The following is a 20,645-nucleotide window of genomic DNA, read 5'->3' as shown; positions in this document are numbered from 1 at the left end:
GACCGGCGTCAGTGCCGGATGAGCAGGGTGCTCGCGCGCGGGGACAGCGCCGCATCGAGCACCAGGCAGGCGGCTCCGACGGCGGCCACGTCGGCGCCCCGGCCGCTGTCGACGACCGCGATCGGGTGCTTCGGCACGAGCAACGGCGAAGCGACCACCGTCTGTCGGGCGGCGGGCAGGGCGACCGGGGCGATCTGCGACCAGAACGGACCCCCGAACACCACGCGGTCGATGTCGAGCAGGTTGACGATGAGCACCACCGCCCGCCCCATCGCGGCGCCCGCCTCGGCCGCGAGCCCCACCGCGACCTCGTCGCCGCCCTCGATGGCTGCGCCGAGGGCCTCCCAGGCGCGCTGCACGCAGGCTGCGTCGTCCGCGTCGGTGCCGGTCGCTCCCGCCAGCCGGAGCCCGCGCTCACGGGCGACCCGCACGAGTCGGTCCGGGGCCACGGCGGCACCCACCTCACCCCGTGCTCCGGCTCCGTCGGGCGTCCCGGCGAGCCCGCCCTGGTCGACCATGATGTGTCCGGCGTCACCCGCGTTCGACCCCACCCCGCGGACGGGTTCGTGGTCGACGACGAGCCCGACCCCGAAGCCGGTGCCGAAGTAGACGAACGCGAAGTTCCGCGCGGACGACTCCCCCGCCAGGAACATCTCGCCGACGACCGCTGCCGTCACGTCCTTCTCGAGCAGCACCGGGAAGCCCGTCGCCGTCGCGAGCGCGTCCCGCAGGGGCACGTCCCGCCAGCGCGGCAGGAACGGTGGGTCGAGCACGACCCCGGCGTCGACGTCGATCGGTCCCGGGCTGGCGATCCCGACCCCGAGCACGCTGTCGACGGCCACCCCGGCGCCGGTGACGAGTCCGTCGACGGCGGTCGCGATGGTGCGCACGACCTCGGACGGGTCGTCGGCGGACGGCGTCGAGGTGGTGGTCTCGGCGACGACGCGGCCGGCCAGGTCGAGCAGCACGTACGTGACGACCGCGGGGTCGACGTGCACCCCCACTGCGTACCGGCTGGTGGCCTCGAGCCGCAGGATCGTCCGGGGCTTCCCCCGGCCGGCCACGACGGTGCCGGACTCGACGATCATGCCGGCCTCGATCAGGAACCGGGTGACGTTCGACACGGTCTGCGCGCTCAGGCCGGTGCGGGCGGCGAGCTCGACGCGGCTCAACCCGTCGGGTGACCGACGGACGGCGTCGAGCACGACCGTGCGGTTGAAGCCACCGATCGACGGCAGGTTCGCCCCACGTCGATGCTCCGCCATGTCGCGACCCTACCGCCGCTCCCGCGCACGCAACGGTGCTGCAACGCTCTGCACGCCGTCCTGGCACCCGGACGGGGTCCACCGCTAGCCTGAGCGGCATGACGGACCTCCGCCTCGAAGCCCTCTCCGCGTCGACCGCCGCCGCGGCCAACTCCCTGACGCTCAAGCCCGGGCAGGAGCAGTTCGTGCAGCCGACGACCTACGGGGTCGCCGAGTCCGACGTGAAGCCGAGCTCGGCATGGACCCGCGTGGTGCTCGACGGCGACCGGGTGGTCGGCATGATCATCGGCACCTTCGACGAGGACAACCGCGAAGAGGAACTGCGCAGCGCGATCTGGCGCGTGAACGTAGCCGCCGACGCCCAGGGCCGCGGCGTGGGGCGCTTCGCCGTGCACGGTCTGGCGGACGAGGCACGGAGCCGCGGCTTCGAGCGCCTGACCGTCGTGTACGAGCCCGGCGGCGACGGCAGCCCCGAGGCGTTCTTCCGCGCCCTCGGCTTCGAGGTCGTGCGCGAGACCCAGTACGGCGACCACTACGCCGTCCTCGCCCTCTAGCCCCGCCGGGTGACCGATCCGGACACCGGCGCGACCCGGCCCGAGCCGGACTTCGGTGCCGCCGTCGCCGAGGTGGTCCGGCTCATCCCGCCGGGGCACGTGATGACGTACGGCGACGTCGCCGCGGTGCTCGGGTCGCGCGCGTCACGAGCGGTGGGCAAGGTGATGGCCCACGAGGGCGCCGACCTGCCCTGGTGGCGCGTGGTCCGGTCCGGCGGGCTGCCGCCCGTCCGGCACGAGGCCCGGGCGCTCGAGCACTACCGCGCCGAGGGGACGCCGATCGTGCAGGGCGCCACGGCCTGGAGGATCGACATGCGTCGTGCCCGCTGGTCACCGTCCACGGACGCCGACGACCCGTTCTGACCCGCTCCCGACGTCGGCGTCGGTCGGCGGCGTCACGCGTCGGTCGGCGCCGTCACGGCTCAGGCGTCGAAGCGTGCGCCCCTCGGGTTCGACGGCAGCAGGAACAGCACGAGGAGCACGAGCGAACCGATCGCGGGGAGCACGTGCAGGAACTGCCAGAAGCCGGACAGGTTCGCGTCGTGCAGCCGTCGGGCACCGAGGGCGAGCGACCCGACGAGCGTCACGAGCCCCCACAGCACGAACAGGTAGGACCCGACGGGGTTCTCGAGCACGGGGGTGTCCGGCGTGAAGACCTGCGGGACGAGCTGCAGCACGAGCCCGATCACGAACGACGTGATCCACCACCACCAGAACTCGGAGCGTGACGCCCGGCCGGTGAACACCGTGTACTTCCGCCAGAACCGGCGGACCGCCGCGGTGAAGGGTGCCCCGTACCAGGGGTCGCGCAGGGCGACGCCGCCGGGCTGCACGCTGTCGTTGCTCATGGGAGCAAGCCAACCACGTCCTCCGCGCCCGGTGGCGCACCCCCGGACGGACATCGCGCCCCGTGGAGACGGGGCGCGATGTGCGGAGCAGGGTGCGAGCCGACGGACGTCCGGTCCGCGGCCGAGGGACGGCTAGACGAGCGAGTCGCGCCAGGCCGCGTGCAGCTGGGCGAAGCGACCGGTCCCGGCGATCAGGTCGTCCGGCGTGCCGTCCTCGACGATCCGGCCGTACTCCATCACGAGCACCCGGTGGGCGATCGCGACCGTCGACAGGCGGTGCGCGATGATCACGGCCGTGCGGTCCGCGAGCAGGGTCTCGAGGCCCTCCTGCACGAGCCGCTCGGACGGGATGTCGAGCGACGCCGTCGCCTCGTCGAGGATGAGCACCTTCGGGTCGGCGATGAACGCCCGGGCGAACGACAGCAGCTGCCGCTGCCCGGCCGACACCCGGCCGCCGCGCTTGTTCACGTCGGTGTCGTACCCGTCGGGCAGGGCCTCGATGAACGCGTGCGCGCCGACGGCCTCCGCCGCCCGGACGATCTCGTCGCGCGTCGCCCCCGGCTTGCCGAGCGCGATGTTGTCCGCGACCGAGCCGGAGAACAGGTACGCCTCCTGCGTGACCATGACGATCGCGCGGCGCATGTCCTTCGGGTCGATCTCCCGCAGGTCGATGCCGTCGAGCCGCACGGAGCCCTTGGTCGGGTCGTAGAACCGCGCCATGAGCTTCGCGAGCGTCGACTTGCCGGCACCGGTCGACCCGACGAGCGCGATGGTCTGCCCCGCCGGGACGTGCAGGTCGAACTCGGGGAGCACGACCTTGTCGGCGTTGTACGCGAACTCGACGTCGTCGAAGTCCACCGCCCCGGTGGCCTCTGGCAGCCGCACCGGCTTCGCGGGGTCCGGCACCGACGGACGCTCCTCGAGGACGCCGGAGATCTTCTCCATCGCCGCCGAGGCCGACTGGTACCCGTTGTAGAACATCGCGAGTTCCTGCGCCGGGTCGAAGAACCGCTTGGCGTAGAGCGCGACCGCCAGCAGCGCGCCGACCTCGAGCGACCCGCCGACGATCCGGAAGCCACCGACGATCACGACCGCCGCGAGCGTGGCGTTGCCGATGAGCACGAGCACCGGGTCGAAGGTCCCGAACAGGTTGAACACCTTCGTGTTCGCCACCCGGTAGTCCTCGACGTAGCGGCCGTACTCGTCGCGGTTGCGGGACTCCTTCCGGAACGCCTGCACCGCCCGGATGCCGGTCATCGTCTCGACGAAGTGCACGATGACCCTGGCCGAGGTCACGCGGGTGGCCCGGAACAGCGTCTGCGAGTTCGTCTGGAACCAGCGGATCAGGAACCAGAGCGGCACGAGCGACACCGCGAGCACGAGCCCGGACGTCGGGTCGAGGAGCACGAGCGCGATGCCCGTGAACACCATGTAGAGCACGCCCTGGATGAGCTGGTTCAGCCCGGAGTCGAGCAGCTCGCGGATCGAGTCGAGGTCGCTCGTCTGGCGCGAGATGATCCGGCCCGACGTGTACGTCTCGTGGAACTCGAGCGAGAGTCGCTGCGTGTGCAGGAACACCCGTTTGCGCAGGTCGAACAGGATCGCCTGGCTGATCCGTGCCGCGAGCACGGTGTACCAGGCGGTGAGGACCGCGCCGAGCACCGCGACGACGATGTACGTCGCCACCACGCCGAACGCCGGCACCCAGTCGTCCTCGTCCATCACCGCGGGCAGGGCGTTGTCGATGCCCCACGCGATGAGCGCCGGGCCGGCGACCGTGCCCGCCGTGGACACGACCACGACGACCCCGAGCAGCACCAACCGGGCCTTGAGCGGTGCGGCGAGCGACCCGAGCAGGGCGAGGGAGCGGCGCCGCAGGCGCTTGCTCTCCGCCTTGCTGAAGTCCTCGCGCTCCTCGCCGCGCACGCCGAGCGTGGTGACCGCCGCGGTGACCGGGCCGGCCGCCCGCGCCGCCGCGGCCTCGTCGAGGACGGGATCCGTGCCTCCCGGCCCGGCTGCCGTGTCCACGGGCGGGACCTGTTCCTGCTGGCTCATGCCATCGCCTCCTCTCGGGCGGGTGCGTCGTCCTCGTCGAGCGAGGAGATGACGTAGCGGTAGTGCTCGTTGGTGGCCATCAGCTCCGAGTGGGTGCCGACGGCGGTGATGCGGCCGCCCTCCATGAGCGCCACGCGGTCGGCGAGCGTCACGGTGGACGGGCGGTGGGCGACGATCAGCGAGGTCGTCTCAGCCAGCACACGGCGGAGCCCCGCCTCGACGCGCGCCTCGGTGTCGACGTCGAGCGCTGACAGCGGGTCGTCGAGCACGAGGACCGACGGGCGGGCGGCGATCGCACGCGCGAGCGCCAGACGCTGCCGCTGGCCGCCGGAGAGCGACATGCCCTCTTCGCCGACGCGGGTGTGGACCCCGTCCGGCAGGTCGTCCACGAAGGACGCCTGTGCGATCTCCAGTGCCTCGCGCATGATCCGCTCGGCCTCGGCGCCCTCGAGGTCGGGCCGGCCGAGCAGCACGTTGTCCCGGACGCTCGTCGAGAACAGCGTGGCGTCCTCGAACGCGACGCCGACGTGCCGGCGGAGTTCCGCGCGCGTGAGGTCGCGGACGTCGACGCCGTCGATCGTGATCGAGCCGCCGGTGACGTCGTAGAGCCGCGGCACGAGCGACAGCAGCGTGGTCTTGCCGCTGCCGGTCAGGCCGACGAGCGCCATGGTCTCGCCCGGGTGCAGCTGGAGCTCGACGCCGTCGACCAGGTCGGGGTACTCGTCCGTCGCGTCCTGGTAGCGGAAGTGGACGTCGTTGAACGACAGCGCGCCGTGCGGCTCGGCGATGGTCCGCGGGTGCTCGGGGTCCTGGATCGTGTTCTCGGAGTCCATGACCTCGAAGAACCGGTCGACCGCGGTCCGGGTGTCGAAGGTCATCGACAGGAAGAACCCGATCGACTCGATCGGGAACCGCAGCACCGTCGCCGTCGCGAAGAACGCGAACAGCTGCCCGACCGTCAGCTCGCCCTGCGACGCCAGCCAGATGCCGGCGAGCAGGCACAGCGCGAACGCGACGTCCGGCACGAGCAGCAGCCACAGCCAGATGCTCGCGATGGCCTTCGCCTTCTCGATCTCGGTGCCGCGGAGGGCCTCGGCCTGCTCGCTGAACTCCTCGAGCTTCGAGCGCCCGCGGCCGAACGCCTTGAGCACACGGATGCCGTGCACCGACTGCTCGACGCTCGTGGCGAGGTCGCCGACCTGGTCCTGGCTGCGCCGCGCGACGACGGAGTACTTCCGCTCGAACAGCAGGCCGTTGATCCACAGCGGGATCGACGCCACCAGGAAGATCAGGCCGAGCAGCCAGCCGAAGGTGAACAGCACCACGAAACCGACCGCGATCGTGACGATGTTCACCACGAGGAGGACCACGCCGAACGCCAGCCAACGGCGGATCAGCGACAGGTCGGACACCGAGCGGGAGAGCAGCTGGCCGGACTCCCAGCGGTCGTGGAACGCGACGGGCAGGTCCTGGAGCTTCGCGTAGAGCGCGTTCCGCATGCTCGTCTCGATGCGCGTCGAGGGGCGCATCACCAGGCGGCGGCGCGAGGCGATGAAGAACGCCTCGAGGGCGCCCAGTGCGAGCACGCCGAGCCCGGCGGGCCAGATGAGCGCGGCGTCGCGCGACGACAGCGGGCCGTCGACGAGCCACTGCAGCACGTACGGGATCGCCAGGGCGACGAGCGAGGCGCCCATCGCCGCGGCCATGCCGCCGAGCAGCCGCCAGCGGTACGGCTCGACGTAGGGCCAGATGCGGCCGATGGCGCGCAGGGTCGAGGGGCGGTCGGTGGAGGGGGTCGCCTGGTCGGGCGTTCTGGACATGCGGTTGCGTCCTCGTGCGTCGTGCCGTGTCCGCCCGGTCGGGTCGCCGTGGCCGTCGACGGGTCGCGTCGGCGGGTGGCGGTCCGGCCGGGAGGCGCGGTGTGGCAGTGCGGTGGTCGTCGGCCGGGCGCGTGGTCGCGCGCCGTCGCCGTCACTGGTGTGACGTCGACCGGGCCGGAGGGCACCGGGGACACTGGTCCCCGGGTTCTCAGCGGGTGGTCCGCGCTCGCCGACGGGGTCGTCGGGCGCGAGGCCGTGGGAGGGCCTGGCTAGACGGCGGCCGCGCCCGGGTACCGGAGCGGCAGGGCCGCTCGGGTCCGGGGTCGCGGAGCGGGAGTGGTCCCCACGAGGGACACGAGACCCGTCCGGGCAGCCGTCGCCACTGTTCCGGTCGTCGCGTCCATCGTCACTCCAGTCGTCGTCTTCGTCACCGTTGTGTCCGCGGCACAGCCGATCCGGTCGCGATCGTCGATGCGGTGCGGAGCCTTACAGACTATTCACAGTCGCTCGTGCAGCGCAATGGTCCCGGCGTTGTTGGACGCCGTCGATCTGGTGGCTCAGTGGAAGAAGTGGCGCTCGCCCGTGAAGTACATCGTCACCCCGGCGGCCTGCGCTGCCGCGATGACCTCGTCGTCACGGACGCTGCCGCCCGGCTGGGCGACGGCACGGACGCCGGCGTCGAGCAGGACCTGCAGGCCGTCGGCGAACGGGAAGAAGGCGTCCGACGCCGCGACGCTGCCACGGGCACGATCACCGGCGCGGTCCACCGCGAGGTGGCACGAGTCGACCCGGTTGACCTGGCCCATGCCGACGCCGACGCTCGCGCCCTGGTCGGCGAGCAGGATGGCGTTCGACTTGACCGCACGGCTGGCCTTCCACGCGAACGCCAGGTCGGCGAGGGTCGCCTCGTCGGCCGGCTCGCCCGACACCAGGGTCCAGGTGGACTGGTCGAAGGCGGTGAAGCGGTCGGCGTCCTGCACGAGGAAGCCGCCGGAGACCTGCTTGAGCTCACGCGTCGCGAGCGCGAAGTCCGCCGGCAGCGTGAGCAGGCGGATGTTCTTCTTCTGCGACAGGATCTCGAGTGCCTCGGGGTCGAAGGCCGGGGCGACGACGACCTCGGTGAAGATGTCGCGGACGGTCTCCGCCATCTGCTTCGTGACCGGACGGTTCGCGGCGATCACGCCGCCGAAGGCCGACAGCGGGTCGCAGGCGTGCGCGGCGGCGTGGGCCGAGGCGATCGGGTCGACCGCGTCTGCCGGGGCGGTGGCGATGCCGCACGGGTTGGCGTGCTTGATGATCGCGACGGCCGGGGTGTCGAAGTCGTAGGCGGCACGGACGGCGGCGTCGGCGTCGACGTAGTTGTTGTACGACATCTCCTTGCCGTGCAGCTGCGTCGCCTGCGCGATGCCCGCTCCTCCGGTGCTCGTGTAGAGCGCCGCGGCCTGGTGCGCGTTCTCGCCGTAGCGGAGGGTCGCGGTCAGACCGGCCTCGATCCGGAGCGTCTCGTCGAACGTCCCGGGCGTCTCGAGGTCCCCGGCGACGGTCGGTGCGGCGGCCTGCCCGGCGACGTGCGCCGCGTCCTGAGCGACGACGTCGGTCGCGAAGTACGAGGCGACGGCTGCGTCGTACGACGCCGTGTGGGCGAAGGCCTGCGCGGCGAGGCGCTTCCGGAGCTCGAGCGTGGTGCCGCCCGCACGGACCGCCTCGACGACCTCGGCGTAGGACGACGGCGAGACGACGATCGCGACGTTCGGGTGGTTCTTCGCCGAGGCGCGGACCATCGCGGGCCCACCGATGTCGACGTTCTCGACCACGGTGGCGCTGTCGGCACCCGAGGCGACCGTCTCGACGAACGGGTACAGGTTGACGACGACGAGCTCGAACGGCGCGATGCCGAGGTCGGCGAGCTGCTGCTCGTGCGACTCCAGCCGCAGGTCGGCCAGGAGCCCCGCGTGCACGGCGGGGTGCAGGGTCTTCACACGGCCGTCGAGCGACTCCGGGAACCCGGTCACGCTCGACACGTCGGTGACGCCGTACCCGGCGTCGCGGATCGTCTGCGCGGTGCTGCCGGTCGACACCAGCTCGACGCCGGCGTCGGCGAGGGCACCGGCGAGCTCGAGCAGGCCCGACTTGTCGCTCACCGAGATGAGGGCACGCCGCACGGGGACGACGTCGCGGTGGCGGTAGAGGCTGGGGTCGGCGGCGTGCACGCTCATGCGCTCGGGGTGCCCTTCAGGTCGGTGGTGCCGTTGGCGATGTCGAGGATGGTCTGGATGAGCAGCCGACGTTCGACCGGCTTGATGCGGTCGTGCAGCGTCGACTCGGTGTCGCCCGGCAGCACGGGGACACGCTCCTGGGCCAGGATCGGGCCGGTGTCCACACCGTCGTCGACCTGGATCACACTGGCGCCGGTCTGCTCGACCCCGGCGGCGAGGGCGTCACGGACGCCGTGGGCTCCCGGGAACTCGGGCAGGTACGCCGGGTGGGTGTTGATGATCGCGGGAGCGAACTCGGACACGACGGCGTGCGGGAGCAGGCGCATCAGGCCGGACAGCACGAGGAGGTCCGGCGTCCACGGCCGGATCTGCGCGGCGAGCTCGGCACCCCACTCCTCGCGCGAGGCGAAGCGGGAGAACGGGACCGTGAAGGTCGGGATCGAGAACTCCTCGCCCAGACCGAGGCCCTCGGCGTCACGGTCGGCCCCGATCGCGACCACGCGGGCGGGGTACTCGGCGTCGGTCGTCGCCTCGAGCAGGGCTCGGAGGTTCGAGCCGGTACCGGAGATCAGGACGACCAGTTCGAGCACGGTGACAACCCTACCGGCGGTGCGGCGAGCACTACGCGTCGTGCTTCGGACGACGCCACCACGGCAGTTCGTCCTCCGCGATCTGGTCGGTCTGGTCCCACCGGGCGCCGGGTCCCCGGTCCGCGGTCCGCTCGGTGCGCGGCTCGTCCGGGTTCCCGGCGGGATCGTCGACGTCGTCCCGCCCCGCGACGAACTCCTCGGTGCTCCACGGGAACGCCGGCTGCTGCTCGGTGCCCGGAGCATGCGGGAGGGTCTCGTCCGCCGGACGTCGCGCGTCCTGCGCGGTGCCACCCGAGCCGGCACCGCCGACCCGGTCGCGCAGGTCGCCCGCGCGCGCCCGGACGTCCCCGGCAGCGTCACGGAGCCGCTCGCGCAGCCCGCTGATGCCGCCGCGGACCGGCGGCGAGGACACCGGAGCGACCCGTTCGGCGGCGACCGCGTCGGTGCGGGCCCAGTCGGGCAGCGGGACGTCGTCCGGCTCCGCGACCGGCGCGCCGCGGTCCGCGACGGGCCCGCGGGAGCGGTCGTCGTCCTTCCCCTCGGACGCGCCGCCGTGCGCGTCGTCGGGGCCGCCGTCGCGCTCGCCGTCGTGGTCGCGGTCAGGGGTGGGGATCGCCGCGCGGGTGTCGCTCGCCGTACGAGTGTCGTCCGCCGCGCGCGCGCCGCTCTCGTGCTGGAGTGGCCGCTCGGCGTCGACGATCGGTTCGGTCGGGTGGTCGTCACCGGCGGGTGGGCCGTCGGCCGAGGTCGGGGCGGTCGCGCGGGTCGACGAGTCGTGCGCCTCGGCCACGGTGAACCGGTGCGTCGCGGTCGGGCGGCCGGCACCGGCGTCGTCCAGCGCAGCGACGAGCGAACCCGCTCGGGCGTCCTCGGCGGCGGCGTCCGCATCCGCATCCGCCTCGATCCAGCGCTCGCGACCCCAGCTCCGCTCCGGCAACCGCACGAGGTCGCTGCCGACGGCCAGTGCGACGGCGGCCGGCAGTCCGACCTCGAGCGCCGCCAGGAGCCCGACGGCGAACCCGTCGGGGCCGGCCTCGGCCAGGCGCCCGGGGCCGAGCGACCCCGAGGTCAGCGCGGTCGCGACGCCGGTCAGGACACCGGCGACGACACCGGTCGCGACACCCGCAGCAGCCCGACGGAGCGGCGAGTCGTCCGTCCCGAGTGCACGGACGAGCGCGGGCCGCATGAGTCCGGCGACGACGAACCCGGCGACGACGGGCACGAGGACCCCGAGCAGCCCGAAGGTGTGCCCGGACGCGGGCAGCGCGCCGAAGACCGGGATGCCGGGGATCGGGCCGAGGGTCGTCCCGATCGGCGAGACGCTCGAGCCGGCGCCGATCGCGAACCCGGGTCCGACGAGCCACGCGACGGCCCACCCGACCAGGTCCGGCAGGAACGCGAGCTGGCCGACCGTGAGCGCGATGCCGCCGATGACGCCGGCGTGCGACCGTTCGTACAGGGCGATGACCTCGGCGAACGAGGTCAGGAGCAGGAGGGCGACGACGACCCCGGCAGCGGCGACGACGACGGCCGTCACGGCGGTCCCGGCGCGGAACGCGAAGCCGACGACCACCCGCCAGAGCACGGGGACCCGGTCGGCCTGGTCGAGGACCAGTTGCGTGAGTCGGTCCGCCGGGAGTCCCCGGCGCACCCGGCACACCTCGCTCGTCACGAGGGCGGGGACCGCGAACCAGAGCGCGGGCAGCACCACGGCCTGCCACACCACGGGGTCGGTCGCGGCGGAGGTCGACGAGAGCGCGACCGCGAGCCCGAGCAGCGCGACGGCAGCGGTCCCGACGAGCAGGCCCGTCGTCCGGTGCTCCGTCTCGGCGAACCGTCGCCCCGCACGTCCACCGAGCCAGGCCGTCACGACCGCGAAGCCGAGGGCCGCGAGCGTCACGTGGATGGGGTCCGCTGCGCCGGCGACACCGGACGCACCGGCGACGTCCGATCCGAGCCGGAAGGTCACGTCGACACCGTGACCGACGAGCCAGACGCTGCCCGCGGCCTTCCAGAAGACGTCCCAGTCGATCTGCAACCCGTACTCGAAGCCCCACAGCAGCGTGAGCGGCACGAGCGCGATGCCGAGGCCCACGCCGACCGTCACGATCGCCTCGACGGCGGCCAGCAGTGCGGTTCCCAGGCGGTTCATCGCAGCCAGGGTACGTGCCGCCCGGCGGTCGTCGGGCGAGCCGCGCGGCACCTGTGGAGACTGACCGACCGTCCACAGCAGGACGGGAGGCACGGTGCTCACCGGCACCGTGCCTCCCGTCCGTCGAGCGGTGCGGACCGCTACGCCGTCGCGGCGGCGACCACCTCGCGCAGCAGCGCGGCCGTCTCGGACGGCGTCTTGCCGACCTTGACGCCCGCGGCCTCGAGCGCCTGCTTCTTGGCCTCGGCGGTGCCGGCCGAGCCGGACACGATCGCGCCCGCGTGACCCATCGTCTTGCCCTCGGGTGCGGTGAAGCCGGCGACGTAGCCGACGACGGGCTTCGTGACGTGCGCCTTGATGTAGTCGGCCGCGCGCTCCTCGGCGTCGCCGCCGATCTCGCCGATCATGACGATCGCCGTCGTCTCGGGGTCGGCCTCGAACGCGGCGAGCGCGTCGATGTGCGTCGTGCCGATGACCGGGTCGCCGCCGATGCCGATGGCGGTCGAGAAGCCCAGGTCGCGGAGCTCGTACATCATCTGGTAGGTCAGCGTGCCGGACTTCGACACGAGGCCGATCGGGCCCTTGCCGGTGATCGTCGCCGGGGTGATGCCGACGAGCGACTCCCCGGGGGTGATGATGCCGGGGCAGTTCGGGCCGATGATGCGCGTCTTGCCGCCGAGGGCCTTCGCGTGCGCCCAGAACGCCGCGGAGTCCTGCACCGGGATGCCCTCGGTGATGACGACGACGAGGGGGATCTCGGCGTCGATGGCCTCCATCACGGCGTCCTTCGCGAACGCCGGCGGGACGAAGACGATCGAGACGTCGGCACCGGTGGTGTCGATGGCCTCGCGCACCGAGCCGAACACGGGGAGCTCGACGTCGCCGTGCGTGACGGTGGTGCCGGCCTTGCGGGCGTTCACGCCGCCGACGACGTTCGTGCCCGCCTTGAGCATGAGCGCGGTGTGCTTGGTGCCCTCGCCGCCGGTGATGCCCTGGACGATGACCTTGGAGTCCTTGTTGAGGAAGATCGACATTGCTCTGGTGCTCCTTACGCCGCGGCCGCGGCGAGCTCGGCGGCCTGCTCGGCCGCATCGTCCATGGTCTCGGCGACGGTGACGAGCGGGTGCGCCGCCTCCGCCAGGATCCGACGACCCTCGTCCACGTTGTTGCCGTCGAGGCGGACGACGAGGGGCTTGGTCGCCGCGTCGCCGAGGATGCCGAGCGCGGCGACGATGCCGTTCGCGACCGCGTCGCAGGCGGTGATGCCGCCGAAGACGTTCACGAAGACGCTCTTCACCTGCGGGTCGCCGAGGATGACGTCGAGGCCGTTGGCCATGACCTCGGCCGAGGCGCCACCGCCGATGTCGAGGAAGTTGGCGGGCTTCACGCCGCCGTGGCGCTCACCGGCGTAGGCGACGACGTCGAGCGTCGACATGACGAGCCCGGCGCCGTTGCCGATGACGCCGACCTCGCCGTCGAGCTTCACGTAGTTGAGGCCGTGCTGCTTCGCCTTGGCCTCGAGCGGGTCCTCGCTCGCGGTGTCCTCGAGGTCCTTGTGCTGCTCGTGGCGGAAGTCGGCGTTGTCGTCGAGCGAGACCTTGCCGTCGAGGGCCAGGATCTGCCCGTCGCCCGTGCGGACGAGCGGGTTCACCTCGACCAGGGTGGCGTCCTCGCCCGCGAACACGTCGTAGAGCTTCACGAACACGGCGGCGACCTGGTCGACGAGCTCGTCCGGGAAGCCGGCCTGGCGGGCGATGTCCTGCGCCGCCGCGTCGTTGATGCCGGTGAGCGGGTTCACCTCGACGCGGGCGAGCGCCTCGGGCTTCTCGACCGCGAGCTGCTCGATCTCCATGCCGCCCTCGACGCTGACGAGCGACAGGTAGGAGCGGTTCGCCCGGTCGAGCAGCACCGAGAAGTAGAACTCCTCGGCGATGTCGGCCCCCTGGGCGACCATCACCCGTTGGACCGTGTGGCCCTTGATGTCGAGACCGAGGATCGCCTCCGCGTGCTCGTACGCCTCGTCCGGGGTCTTCGCGACCTTGACGCCGCCGGCCTTGCCGCGACCGCCGACCTTCACCTGCGCCTTGACGACGACCACGCCGCCGATCCGCTCGGCCGCGGCCCTCGCCTCTTCCGGGGTGTCGGCGGTGATGCCCTGCAGCACAGGGACGCCGTAGGACTCGAAGAGGTCCCTGGCCTGGTACTCGAAAAGATCCACGCTGTTCTTCTTCCCGCACGGTTCGTGCGATCGGCATCGGTCATCGGGTCGCGCACTCAACGTCGAGGGTCGCTCGATGTCGAGACAACGGCCGCGACCACCCTAGCGCCGCCAGGTGGACGTGGGACACGCGGTCCCCGCACCGTCAGACGGCGGCCGGGAGGCACGCCCCACCCCGGTCACGCGAGTCGCGTCTGCGGGTGGCCGGGGGACGCAGTCGCCGGGCGGTCGGACAGGGAGCGCGGGGCACGGTCGACGGGTGCAGAAGGAACTCCGTACCCGTGCCGCCGACGTCTTCGGCTGGGACCTCCACCCCGAGCAGGAGCAGGTCGTCGATGCCGTCCTCGACGGTCGTGACGCCCTCGCCCTCATGCCGACCGGCTCGGGCAAGTCCGCGATCTACCAGGTCGCCGCCCTCGCCCTGGACGGCCCGGTCGTCGTCGTCTCGCCGCTCGTCGCCCTGCAGGAGGACCAGGTCGTCGGCATCGAGGACCACCCGGACGCTCCCCGCGCCGTCACGATCAACGCGACCCGAGGCGCACGCGAGCTCGACGATGCGTGGGACGCGGTCGCTTCCGGCGAGGCGCGCTACGTCTTCCTCGCCCCCGAACAGCTCGCCAAGGACCAGGTCGTCGACCGCCTCCGCGACGCCGGTGTCGCCCTCGTCACGGTCGACGAGGCGCACTGCGTGTCGAGCTGGGGCCACGACTTCCGCCCGGACTACCTGGTGCTCGGCGAGGTGATCGAGCGCCTCGGGCGTCCCCCGGTGCTCGCCATGACCGCGACCGGGTCGACGCCCGTCCGGACCGAGATCGTCGAGCGACTCGGCATGCGCGACCCCCTCGTCGTCGCCACGGGCTTCGACCGACCGAACCTGCGCTTCGAGGTCGTCCGGCACAGCGACGACGAGTCGAAGCGCGAGGCCGTGGTGGAGCAGGTGGTCGGGCTCGAGGGCGTCGGCATCGTCTACGTCGCGACCCGCGCCGAGACCCTGGTGTACGCGGACGAGCTCGTCGAGAGCGGCCGCCGGGCGAAGGCCTACCACGCCGGTCTCCGGGTCCGCGACCGCGAGCAGGTCCACCACGAGTTCCTCGACGGCGACCTCGACGTCGTCGTCGCGACCAGCGCCTTCGGCATGGGCATCGACAAGCCCGACGTCCGCTTCGTGGTCCACGCCGACGTCCCGGAGTCGGTCGACGCCTACTACCAGGAGGTCGGCCGGGCCGGGCGCGACGGCGACGTCGGGCTCGCGACCATGCACTACCGCGCGGAGGACCTCGGGCTCCGACGCTTCTTCGCCTCCGGATCGCCGCGGCCGGCCACGCTGCGCGCCGTGTTCGACGCCGTCCCCGCCGACGGGGCGATCGCCAGGTCCGACCTCGCCGAGCGCTCGGGACTGGCTGCCCGGACCGCCGGCCGCGCGGCGAACGCGCTCGTCGACGCCGGGGCGCTCGACGACGGCGAGGACGGGCTGACGCGCCGCGCGGACGGTCCGCGGGACGCCGAGGCCGCAGCCGGTCTCGCCAAGGCGCAGGCGAAGGAACGCGAGGAGATCGAGGAGTCGCGCATCGCGATGATGCGCCGGTTCGCCGAGACCTCGGGGTGCCGTCGGCAGTTCCTGCTCGGGTACTTCGGCGACGAGCTCGCCGAGCCGTGCGGCAACTGCGACACGTGCACCTCGGGGACGGCCTACGACGACGCAGCCCACGGTGCCGACGGCGCGAACGACGACGCCTGGCCGCCGGAGGCGCCGGTCGAGCACGCACAGTGGGGTCGCGGCACGGTCATGAGCACGGAGGACGACCGGCTGACGGTCTTCTTCGAGTCCGCCGGCTACAAGACCCTCGGACTCGCCGACGTCGAGGAGCGGCACCTGCTCGAACGGGTCTGACGCACCGCTCGGACGGGGGAAGGCGCGGTCGCTCGACCACCCGTCGGCGACCGCGCTCCACTCCCCCGAGCACGGCGAGTGTGACCGGCGCGCATGACCCGCAGGTGACGCCGAGGTGAACGCGACGCGAAGCCGGGCACCGACTGCGCTGACCGGACGACCCGTCAGGCGGACGGCGTACACAGGAAGGCCCCGACGGCACCGGCACCCACGACGCCGGAGCCCGACCCTCCCACGGAAGGACTGCACCATGAGCGACCCCGGCATCAGCCCCGTCGACGACTTCGACGCCCAGGAGCGCCGCAACGACGACGTGGACCGCGAGCACGTGGGCCCGTACGAGGTCGACGAGTCCGAGGAGTCCCTCGAGACCGTCACGAACGACGCCGTCGCCGGCGAGACCGTCGAGCCGCAGCCGGGCGACGGCTCCGACGACGGCCCCACCGGTGGCGCACCCCGCGAGGGCTCGCCCGACCTGTGGGAGCACGACGGCGACGAGGACCGTCCTGACCTCGGCGGCGACCTCGGCACCAAGCCGCTCTGAGCACCGGACACTGAGCACCGGACACCGAGCACCGGACACTGAGCACCGGTCACCCGATGTCCTCCGGAGCACGGCCCAGTACGATCGGGCCGTGCTCCGTGGCGTCCGCGACCGTGTCCGTGCCACGCCCGCGCTGGCCCGGCTCCTCTCGTTGGCGTCCCTGCTGCTCGTCGCCGCGGCGGCCCACTCGGGCGCTCGGGCCGCCGGGGTCGCCTGGCTCCCGCTGCTCGTCGCCGGCGTCGCGCTCGCCCTGGTCACCGGCGCGACGGCGCACCGCTGGCCACTCCCGGCGATCTGGCTGGTCGTGACGCTGCTGGCGGCTGCGAGCGGCACGTTCGTCAACACCGCGTGGCTGGTCGGTGCGCTGATCGGCGGTGCGGCCGCCCTGGCCGCCGCCCTGCTCCTCGACACCGCTCCGCTCCGGCGGGCACGACGAACCGGGCCACGTCCGTGACGCGACGGCCGGGAGGCCCGTCCCACCCCCGCCCCGCCGGCCGAGCCGCGGGGACGGCCGGCCGGACGGCCGTGGCGGCCCGGCAGCGGGCCTCCCGTCCGCAGCGTGGTGATCGCGACCTGCGTCGGTGGCTGGCCGACAGCACGCCCGTCGCGGCGGGCGGCCGCGCGATCCTGCTGCAGATCGCCGATCCGGTGGTGGGGGCGGGTGTCCGGCGGCACTCTGACTTCGCCCGCCGACCACAGCAGCGGCTGGCCCACACCCTGATGTTCGTCTACGCCGTCGTCACCGGGACCGAGGCCGACGCTGCCGTCGCGACAGCGTTCGTCAACCGTGCCCACCGAGCGGTCGCGGGGGCCGACGAGGTCGACCGGCAGCGCTGGGTCGCCGCCACGCTGTTCGACTCCGCACGGAGCGCGCACGCCCTGTTCGGCGACCCGCTGTCGACCGACGACGCCGAGCGGGTCCTGGCGGCCTACGCCCCGATCGCGACCGCACTGCGGGTCCCTGCGGACGGCTGGTTCGACTCGGTGGCGGCCTTCGACGCCTGGTGGGAGCGGACCCTGCCGACCCTGCGCGTGACCGAGGACGCCCGCGGGATCGTGCGGGACCTGCTGCACCCGCGGTTCGCGCCGCGCTGGGTGCGAGCGGCGATGCCCCTCGTCCGGATCGTCACCGTCGGGATGCTCCCGGAGGCGCTGCGCACGCAGTACGGCGCGGCGTGGGGGCCGCGCGAACAGCAGCGCTTCCGACGCACCGTGCGGCTCGTTCGCGGCGTGCGCGCCCTCGTGCCGGGGTGGGTGCTCCGCCTGCCCGGACCACTGCTCCTGCGTGCGATGCACCGGACCGCAGCGCGGTACGCGCACCGACCACGAACCTGAGCGGCAGCGACCAGGGCACGGTTGGGTGGGGGCATGTCCGCTTCGCTGTCCGGGGACGACTCCCTGCACCTGCCCGAGTTCGACGCTCCGCCCGCCTCGCCGTTCGACGTCGCCCGCACGTGGCTCGACGGCGCGTCCGACCGTGACGTCTCCGAGCCGATGTCGATGACCCTCGCGACCGCCGGCGCCGACGGCCGGGTGTCCGCGCGGACCGTGGACGTCAAGCGCCTCGACGACCGTGGGCTCGTCTTCGGCACCTCGACGCTCAGCCCGAAGGGTCGGCAGCTCGCCGAGAACCCGCACGCTGCGCTGCAGGTCTACTGGCGTGAGAGCATGCAGCAGCTCCGGTTCGAGGGTCGTGCGGTCCAGCTGTCCGACGAGGAGTCCGACGCGCTGTTCGCCGACCGGTCACCGAAGTCCCGCGCCGCGACCGCGATCGTCGACCAGTCCGACGTGCTCGAACCGCGGACGCTGCAGGACCTGATCGACGACGCCAACGTGCTGCTCGACGAGTCCGACGACGACGTGCCCCGGCCCGATGGCTGGGTGGCGTGGCGGCTCGAGCCGGACCTGGTGGAGTTCTGGCAGGGCAGCCGCGATCGGATGCACCGGCGGCTGCAGTACGTCCGCGCGGGCGACGGGTGGGACGTGGCGCGGCTGCAGCCGTAGGCGCGCGGCGGGTCCGCTAGAGCTTCTCGATCGGCGCGATCTTGATGAGGAGCTTCTTGCGGCCCGCGGCGTCGAACGCGATCTCGGCGATGCGCTTGGCGCCCTGACCGGTCACCGCGGACACCGTGCCCTCGCCGAAGTCGACGTGCTTGATCCGGTCGCCGGCCACGAGTTCCATGTCGCCGTTGTCGCGCACCTGCCCGGACACCCGGTTCGCCCACTCGGTCTTCGGGCGGGTCTTCGCGGCCGCGGCGGCGCGGTCGTACGACCCACCACCGAAGCCACCGCCTCCGCGGTACCCGCCGCCGTCTCCGCCGCCGCCCGCGCCGCCGAAGCCGCCGGGACCACCACCGCGTCGAGCGTTCAGCGCGCGGGGCTCGGTGCCACCGCGGCTGTTCGCCATGCCCGGCGACTGCTTCCACTCGATCAGGCCCTCGGGGATCTCCTGCAGGAAGCGGGAGGGCATCGCGACGTTGACGTCACCGAACTGCGCCCGGGTCATCGCCAGCGACAGGAACAGCGACTTCTTCGCCCGGGTGATGCCGACGTAGAACAGCCGGCGTTCCTCCGACGGGCCACCGGGCTCGTTCGCGGACATCCGGTGCGGCAGCAGGTCCTCCTCGACGCCGGTCAGGAACACCGCGTCGTACTCCAGGCCCTTCGCCGTGTGCAGCGTCATGAGCGACACCGTGCCCGAGGAGTCGTCGAGCTCGTCCGCCGCCGCGACGAGGGACACCTCGGTCAGGAAGTCGGACAGGGTTCCCTCGGGGTTGTTCTTCTGGAACTCCCGGGTCACCGCGACGAGCTCGTCGATGTTGTCGGCGCGTGCGGCGTCCTGCGCGTCGGGCGACTTCCGCAGGTTCTCGAGCAGACCGGAGCCGTCGAGCAGCTGCGTGAGCGTGTCCACGACCGGCTGTGTCGCCGCCCGCGACGCCACGTCGTCGAGCAGCGCGGCGAACGACGTGATCGCGGTCCGCACCTTCGGCCCGAAGCCGAGCTCGTCGGCGTGCCGCAGGGCGTCGCGCATCGAGGTCTCGTGCTCGTCGGCGTAGCGCTGCAGTGCCGTCTCCGTCACGGCGCCGATGCCGCGCTTCGGCACGTTGAGGATGCGCCGGAGCGACAGCGGGTCGGCCGGGTTGGCGACGGTGATCAGGTACGCCATGGCGTCCTTGATCTCCGCACGCTCGTAGAACTTCGTGCCGCCGAGCACCCGGTACGGGATCGCCGAGCGGATGAAGATCTCCTCGAGCGCACGCGTCTGCGAGTTGGTCCGGTAGAACACCGCCATGTCGCGGTAGGACGTGCCCTCGTCGTGCAGGCGCTGGATCTCGTCCGCGACGAACTGCGCCTCGTCGTGGCCGGTGTACCCGGTGAAGCCGACGATCTTGTCGCCGGCACCGACGTCGGTGAACAGGTTCTTGGCCTGCCGGTCGAAGTTGTTCGCGATGACGGCGTTCGCGGCGTCGAGGATGGTCTGCGTCGAGCGGTAGTTCTGCTCGAGCAGGATCACCTTGGAGTTCGGGAAGTCGCGCTCGAACTCGACGATGTTGCGGATGTCGGCGCCTCGGAAGGCGTAGATCGACTGGTCCGAGTCACCGACGACCGTGAGCGACGCCGGCGCGATCGACCCGTCCGCCTCGCGCATGCGCTCCACGTGCTGCCCGGCGTCCTCGAGCTTGTCGACCTGCTCCACGGGGACCGGTCGGGTGAGCTCACGGATCAGGGCGTACTGCGCGTGGTTGGTGTCCTGGTACTCGTCGACCAGGACGAACCGGAAGCGGCGCTGGTAGAGCGCGGCGACCTCGGGGAACGCGCGGAACAGGAAGACGGTCTGCCCGATCAGGTCGTCGAAGTCGAACGCGTTCGCGCGGCGGAGCTCGTTCGTGTACCGCCGGAACACCTCGGTGAACATGACCTCCTGCGGGTCGTTCACGTTGATGTTGCGCGCGTAGGTGTCGATGTCCTGCAGCTCGTTCTTGAGCTTCGAGATCTTCGACGCGGCAGCACCGACGGTCAACCCGAGCGAGTCCGCCTCGAGCTCCTTGATGATCCGCTTGAGCAGCGCGCGCGAGTCGGCGGAGTCGTAGATCGTGAACGACTGCGGGAACCCGAAGCGCTCGGCCTCGCGCCGGAGGATCCGCACGCACGCCGAGTGGAACGTGGAGATCCACATGCCCTCGGCTGCCTGCCCGACCAGGGCCTGCACGCGCTCGCGCATCTCGGCGGCAGCCTTGTTCGTGAAGGTGATCGCGAGGATCTGCGACGGCCAGGCCTCGCGGTTGGCGAGCAGCAGCGCGATGCGCCGGGTGAGGACGCTCGTCTTGCCCGAGCCCGCGCCCGCCACGATGAGCAGTGACTCGCCGCGGTACTCGACGGCTTCCTTCTGCTGGGGGTTGAGACCCGCGGTGAAGGGGTCGTCGTACCCGCCGGAGCGGTTGCCCGCGCCCGGCTCGGGGGACTGGTCGAAGGGGTCGAGCACGATCGTCAT

The 20,645-nt window shown here is 72.5% G+C and carries 17 protein-coding genes; 7 read left to right on the top strand and 10 right to left on the bottom strand.

The window, feature by feature from the left end; all coding sequences use genetic code 11:
- Positions 1-8: 8 nt before the first annotated feature.
- On the bottom strand, positions 9-1,265 hold the full coding sequence (locus QUG93_RS09005) for an ROK family transcriptional regulator (protein ID WP_289473570.1): 1,257 nt from the start codon (positions 1,263-1,265) through the stop codon (positions 9-11).
- A 98-nt stretch (positions 1,266-1,363) separates the two neighbouring features.
- On the opposite strand from QUG93_RS09005, the gene QUG93_RS09000 reads away from it, so the two are divergent.
- Together QUG93_RS09000 and QUG93_RS08995 are read left to right on the top strand one after the other, a co-directional pair.
- Complete coding sequence (locus QUG93_RS09000; protein WP_289473569.1) at positions 1,364-1,819, top strand: GNAT family N-acetyltransferase; 456 nt, start codon at positions 1,364-1,366, stop codon at positions 1,817-1,819.
- 9 nt (positions 1,820-1,828) lie between these two features.
- Positions 1,829-2,182 (top strand): MGMT family protein, encoded by a 354-nt coding sequence (locus QUG93_RS08995; RefSeq protein WP_289473568.1) that lies wholly within the window; start codon positions 1,829-1,831, stop codon positions 2,180-2,182.
- Positions 2,183-2,241: 59 nt separating this feature from the next.
- Here QUG93_RS08995 and QUG93_RS08990 read toward each other — a convergent pair whose 3' ends face one another.
- The 8 genes from QUG93_RS08990 to sucC form a co-directional block, all read right to left on the bottom strand.
- A complete protein-coding gene (locus QUG93_RS08990) occupies positions 2,242-2,667 on the bottom strand; it encodes a DUF805 domain-containing protein (protein ID WP_289473567.1) in 426 nt (141 codons plus the stop codon).
- A 132-nt stretch (positions 2,668-2,799) separates the two neighbouring features.
- Positions 2,800-4,722, bottom strand: coding sequence for an ABC transporter ATP-binding protein (locus tag QUG93_RS08985; protein WP_289473566.1), 1,923 nt, complete (start codon positions 4,720-4,722; stop codon positions 2,800-2,802).
- A complete protein-coding gene (locus tag QUG93_RS08980; protein ID WP_289473565.1) occupies positions 4,719-6,542 on the bottom strand; it encodes an ABC transporter ATP-binding protein in 1,824 nt (607 codons plus the stop codon). The genes QUG93_RS08985 and QUG93_RS08980 overlap by 4 nt, the downstream gene beginning before the upstream one ends.
- 557 nt (positions 6,543-7,099) lie before the next feature.
- Entirely contained in the window at positions 7,100-8,758 is a 1,659-nt protein-coding gene (gene purH, locus QUG93_RS08975) for a bifunctional phosphoribosylaminoimidazolecarboxamide formyltransferase/IMP cyclohydrolase (RefSeq protein ID WP_289473564.1), read from the bottom strand.
- A complete protein-coding gene (gene purN, locus QUG93_RS08970; protein ID WP_289473563.1) occupies positions 8,755-9,348 on the bottom strand; it encodes a phosphoribosylglycinamide formyltransferase in 594 nt (197 codons plus the stop codon). The genes purH and purN overlap by 4 nt, the downstream gene beginning before the upstream one ends.
- Positions 9,349-9,379: 31 nt before the next feature.
- On the bottom strand, positions 9,380-11,500 hold the full coding sequence (locus tag QUG93_RS08965; protein WP_289473562.1) for a cell division protein PerM: 2,121 nt from the start codon (positions 11,498-11,500) through the stop codon (positions 9,380-9,382).
- Positions 11,501-11,640: 140 nt separating this feature from the next.
- Positions 11,641-12,534, bottom strand: coding sequence for a succinate--CoA ligase subunit alpha (gene sucD, locus QUG93_RS08960; RefSeq protein ID WP_289473561.1), 894 nt, complete (start codon positions 12,532-12,534; stop codon positions 11,641-11,643).
- Positions 12,535-12,548: 14 nt separating this feature from the next.
- Positions 12,549-13,718 (bottom strand): ADP-forming succinate--CoA ligase subunit beta, encoded by a 1,170-nt coding sequence (sucC, locus tag QUG93_RS08955; RefSeq protein ID WP_289473560.1) that lies wholly within the window; start codon positions 13,716-13,718, stop codon positions 12,549-12,551.
- A gap of 259 nt (positions 13,719-13,977) precedes the next feature.
- Between sucC and QUG93_RS08950 the strand changes: the two genes are divergently transcribed.
- The 5 genes from QUG93_RS08950 to QUG93_RS08930 all read left to right on the top strand — a co-directional run bounded on the left by QUG93_RS08950 (position 13,978) and on the right by QUG93_RS08930 (position 18,157).
- Positions 13,978-15,609 carry a RecQ family ATP-dependent DNA helicase gene (locus QUG93_RS08950; protein WP_289473559.1) on the top strand — a complete coding sequence of 544 codons (1,632 nt, stop codon included), beginning with the start codon at positions 13,978-13,980 and terminating at the stop codon, positions 15,607-15,609.
- A 250-nt stretch (positions 15,610-15,859) separates the two neighbouring features.
- Positions 15,860-16,153, top strand: a complete 294-nt coding sequence (locus QUG93_RS08945; RefSeq protein WP_289473558.1) for a hypothetical protein — start codon at positions 15,860-15,862, stop codon at positions 16,151-16,153.
- A gap of 91 nt (positions 16,154-16,244) precedes the next feature.
- The gene (locus QUG93_RS08940; protein WP_289473557.1) at positions 16,245-16,607 is read left to right on the top strand and encodes a hypothetical protein; all 363 of its coding nucleotides are present in this window, start codon (positions 16,245-16,247) and stop codon (positions 16,605-16,607) included.
- A 71-nt stretch (positions 16,608-16,678) separates the two neighbouring features.
- Entirely contained in the window at positions 16,679-17,488 is an 810-nt protein-coding gene (locus tag QUG93_RS08935; RefSeq protein ID WP_289473556.1) for an oxygenase MpaB family protein, read from the top strand.
- A 33-nt stretch (positions 17,489-17,521) separates the two neighbouring features.
- Complete coding sequence (locus tag QUG93_RS08930) at positions 17,522-18,157, top strand: pyridoxal 5'-phosphate synthase (protein WP_289473555.1); 636 nt, start codon at positions 17,522-17,524, stop codon at positions 18,155-18,157.
- 16 nt (positions 18,158-18,173) lie between these two features.
- Here QUG93_RS08930 and QUG93_RS08925 read toward each other — a convergent pair whose 3' ends face one another.
- Positions 18,174-20,645 carry an ATP-dependent helicase gene (locus tag QUG93_RS08925; protein ID WP_289473554.1) on the bottom strand — a complete coding sequence of 824 codons (2,472 nt, stop codon included), beginning with the start codon at positions 20,643-20,645 and terminating at the stop codon, positions 18,174-18,176.

Source organism: Curtobacterium caseinilyticum, from assembly GCF_030363035.1.
GTDB lineage: Bacteria > Actinomycetota > Actinomycetes > Actinomycetales > Microbacteriaceae > Curtobacterium > Curtobacterium caseinilyticum.
The sequence above is the reverse complement of the archived record's forward strand: the minus strand, read 5'-3'. Positions and strand labels throughout refer to the sequence as shown.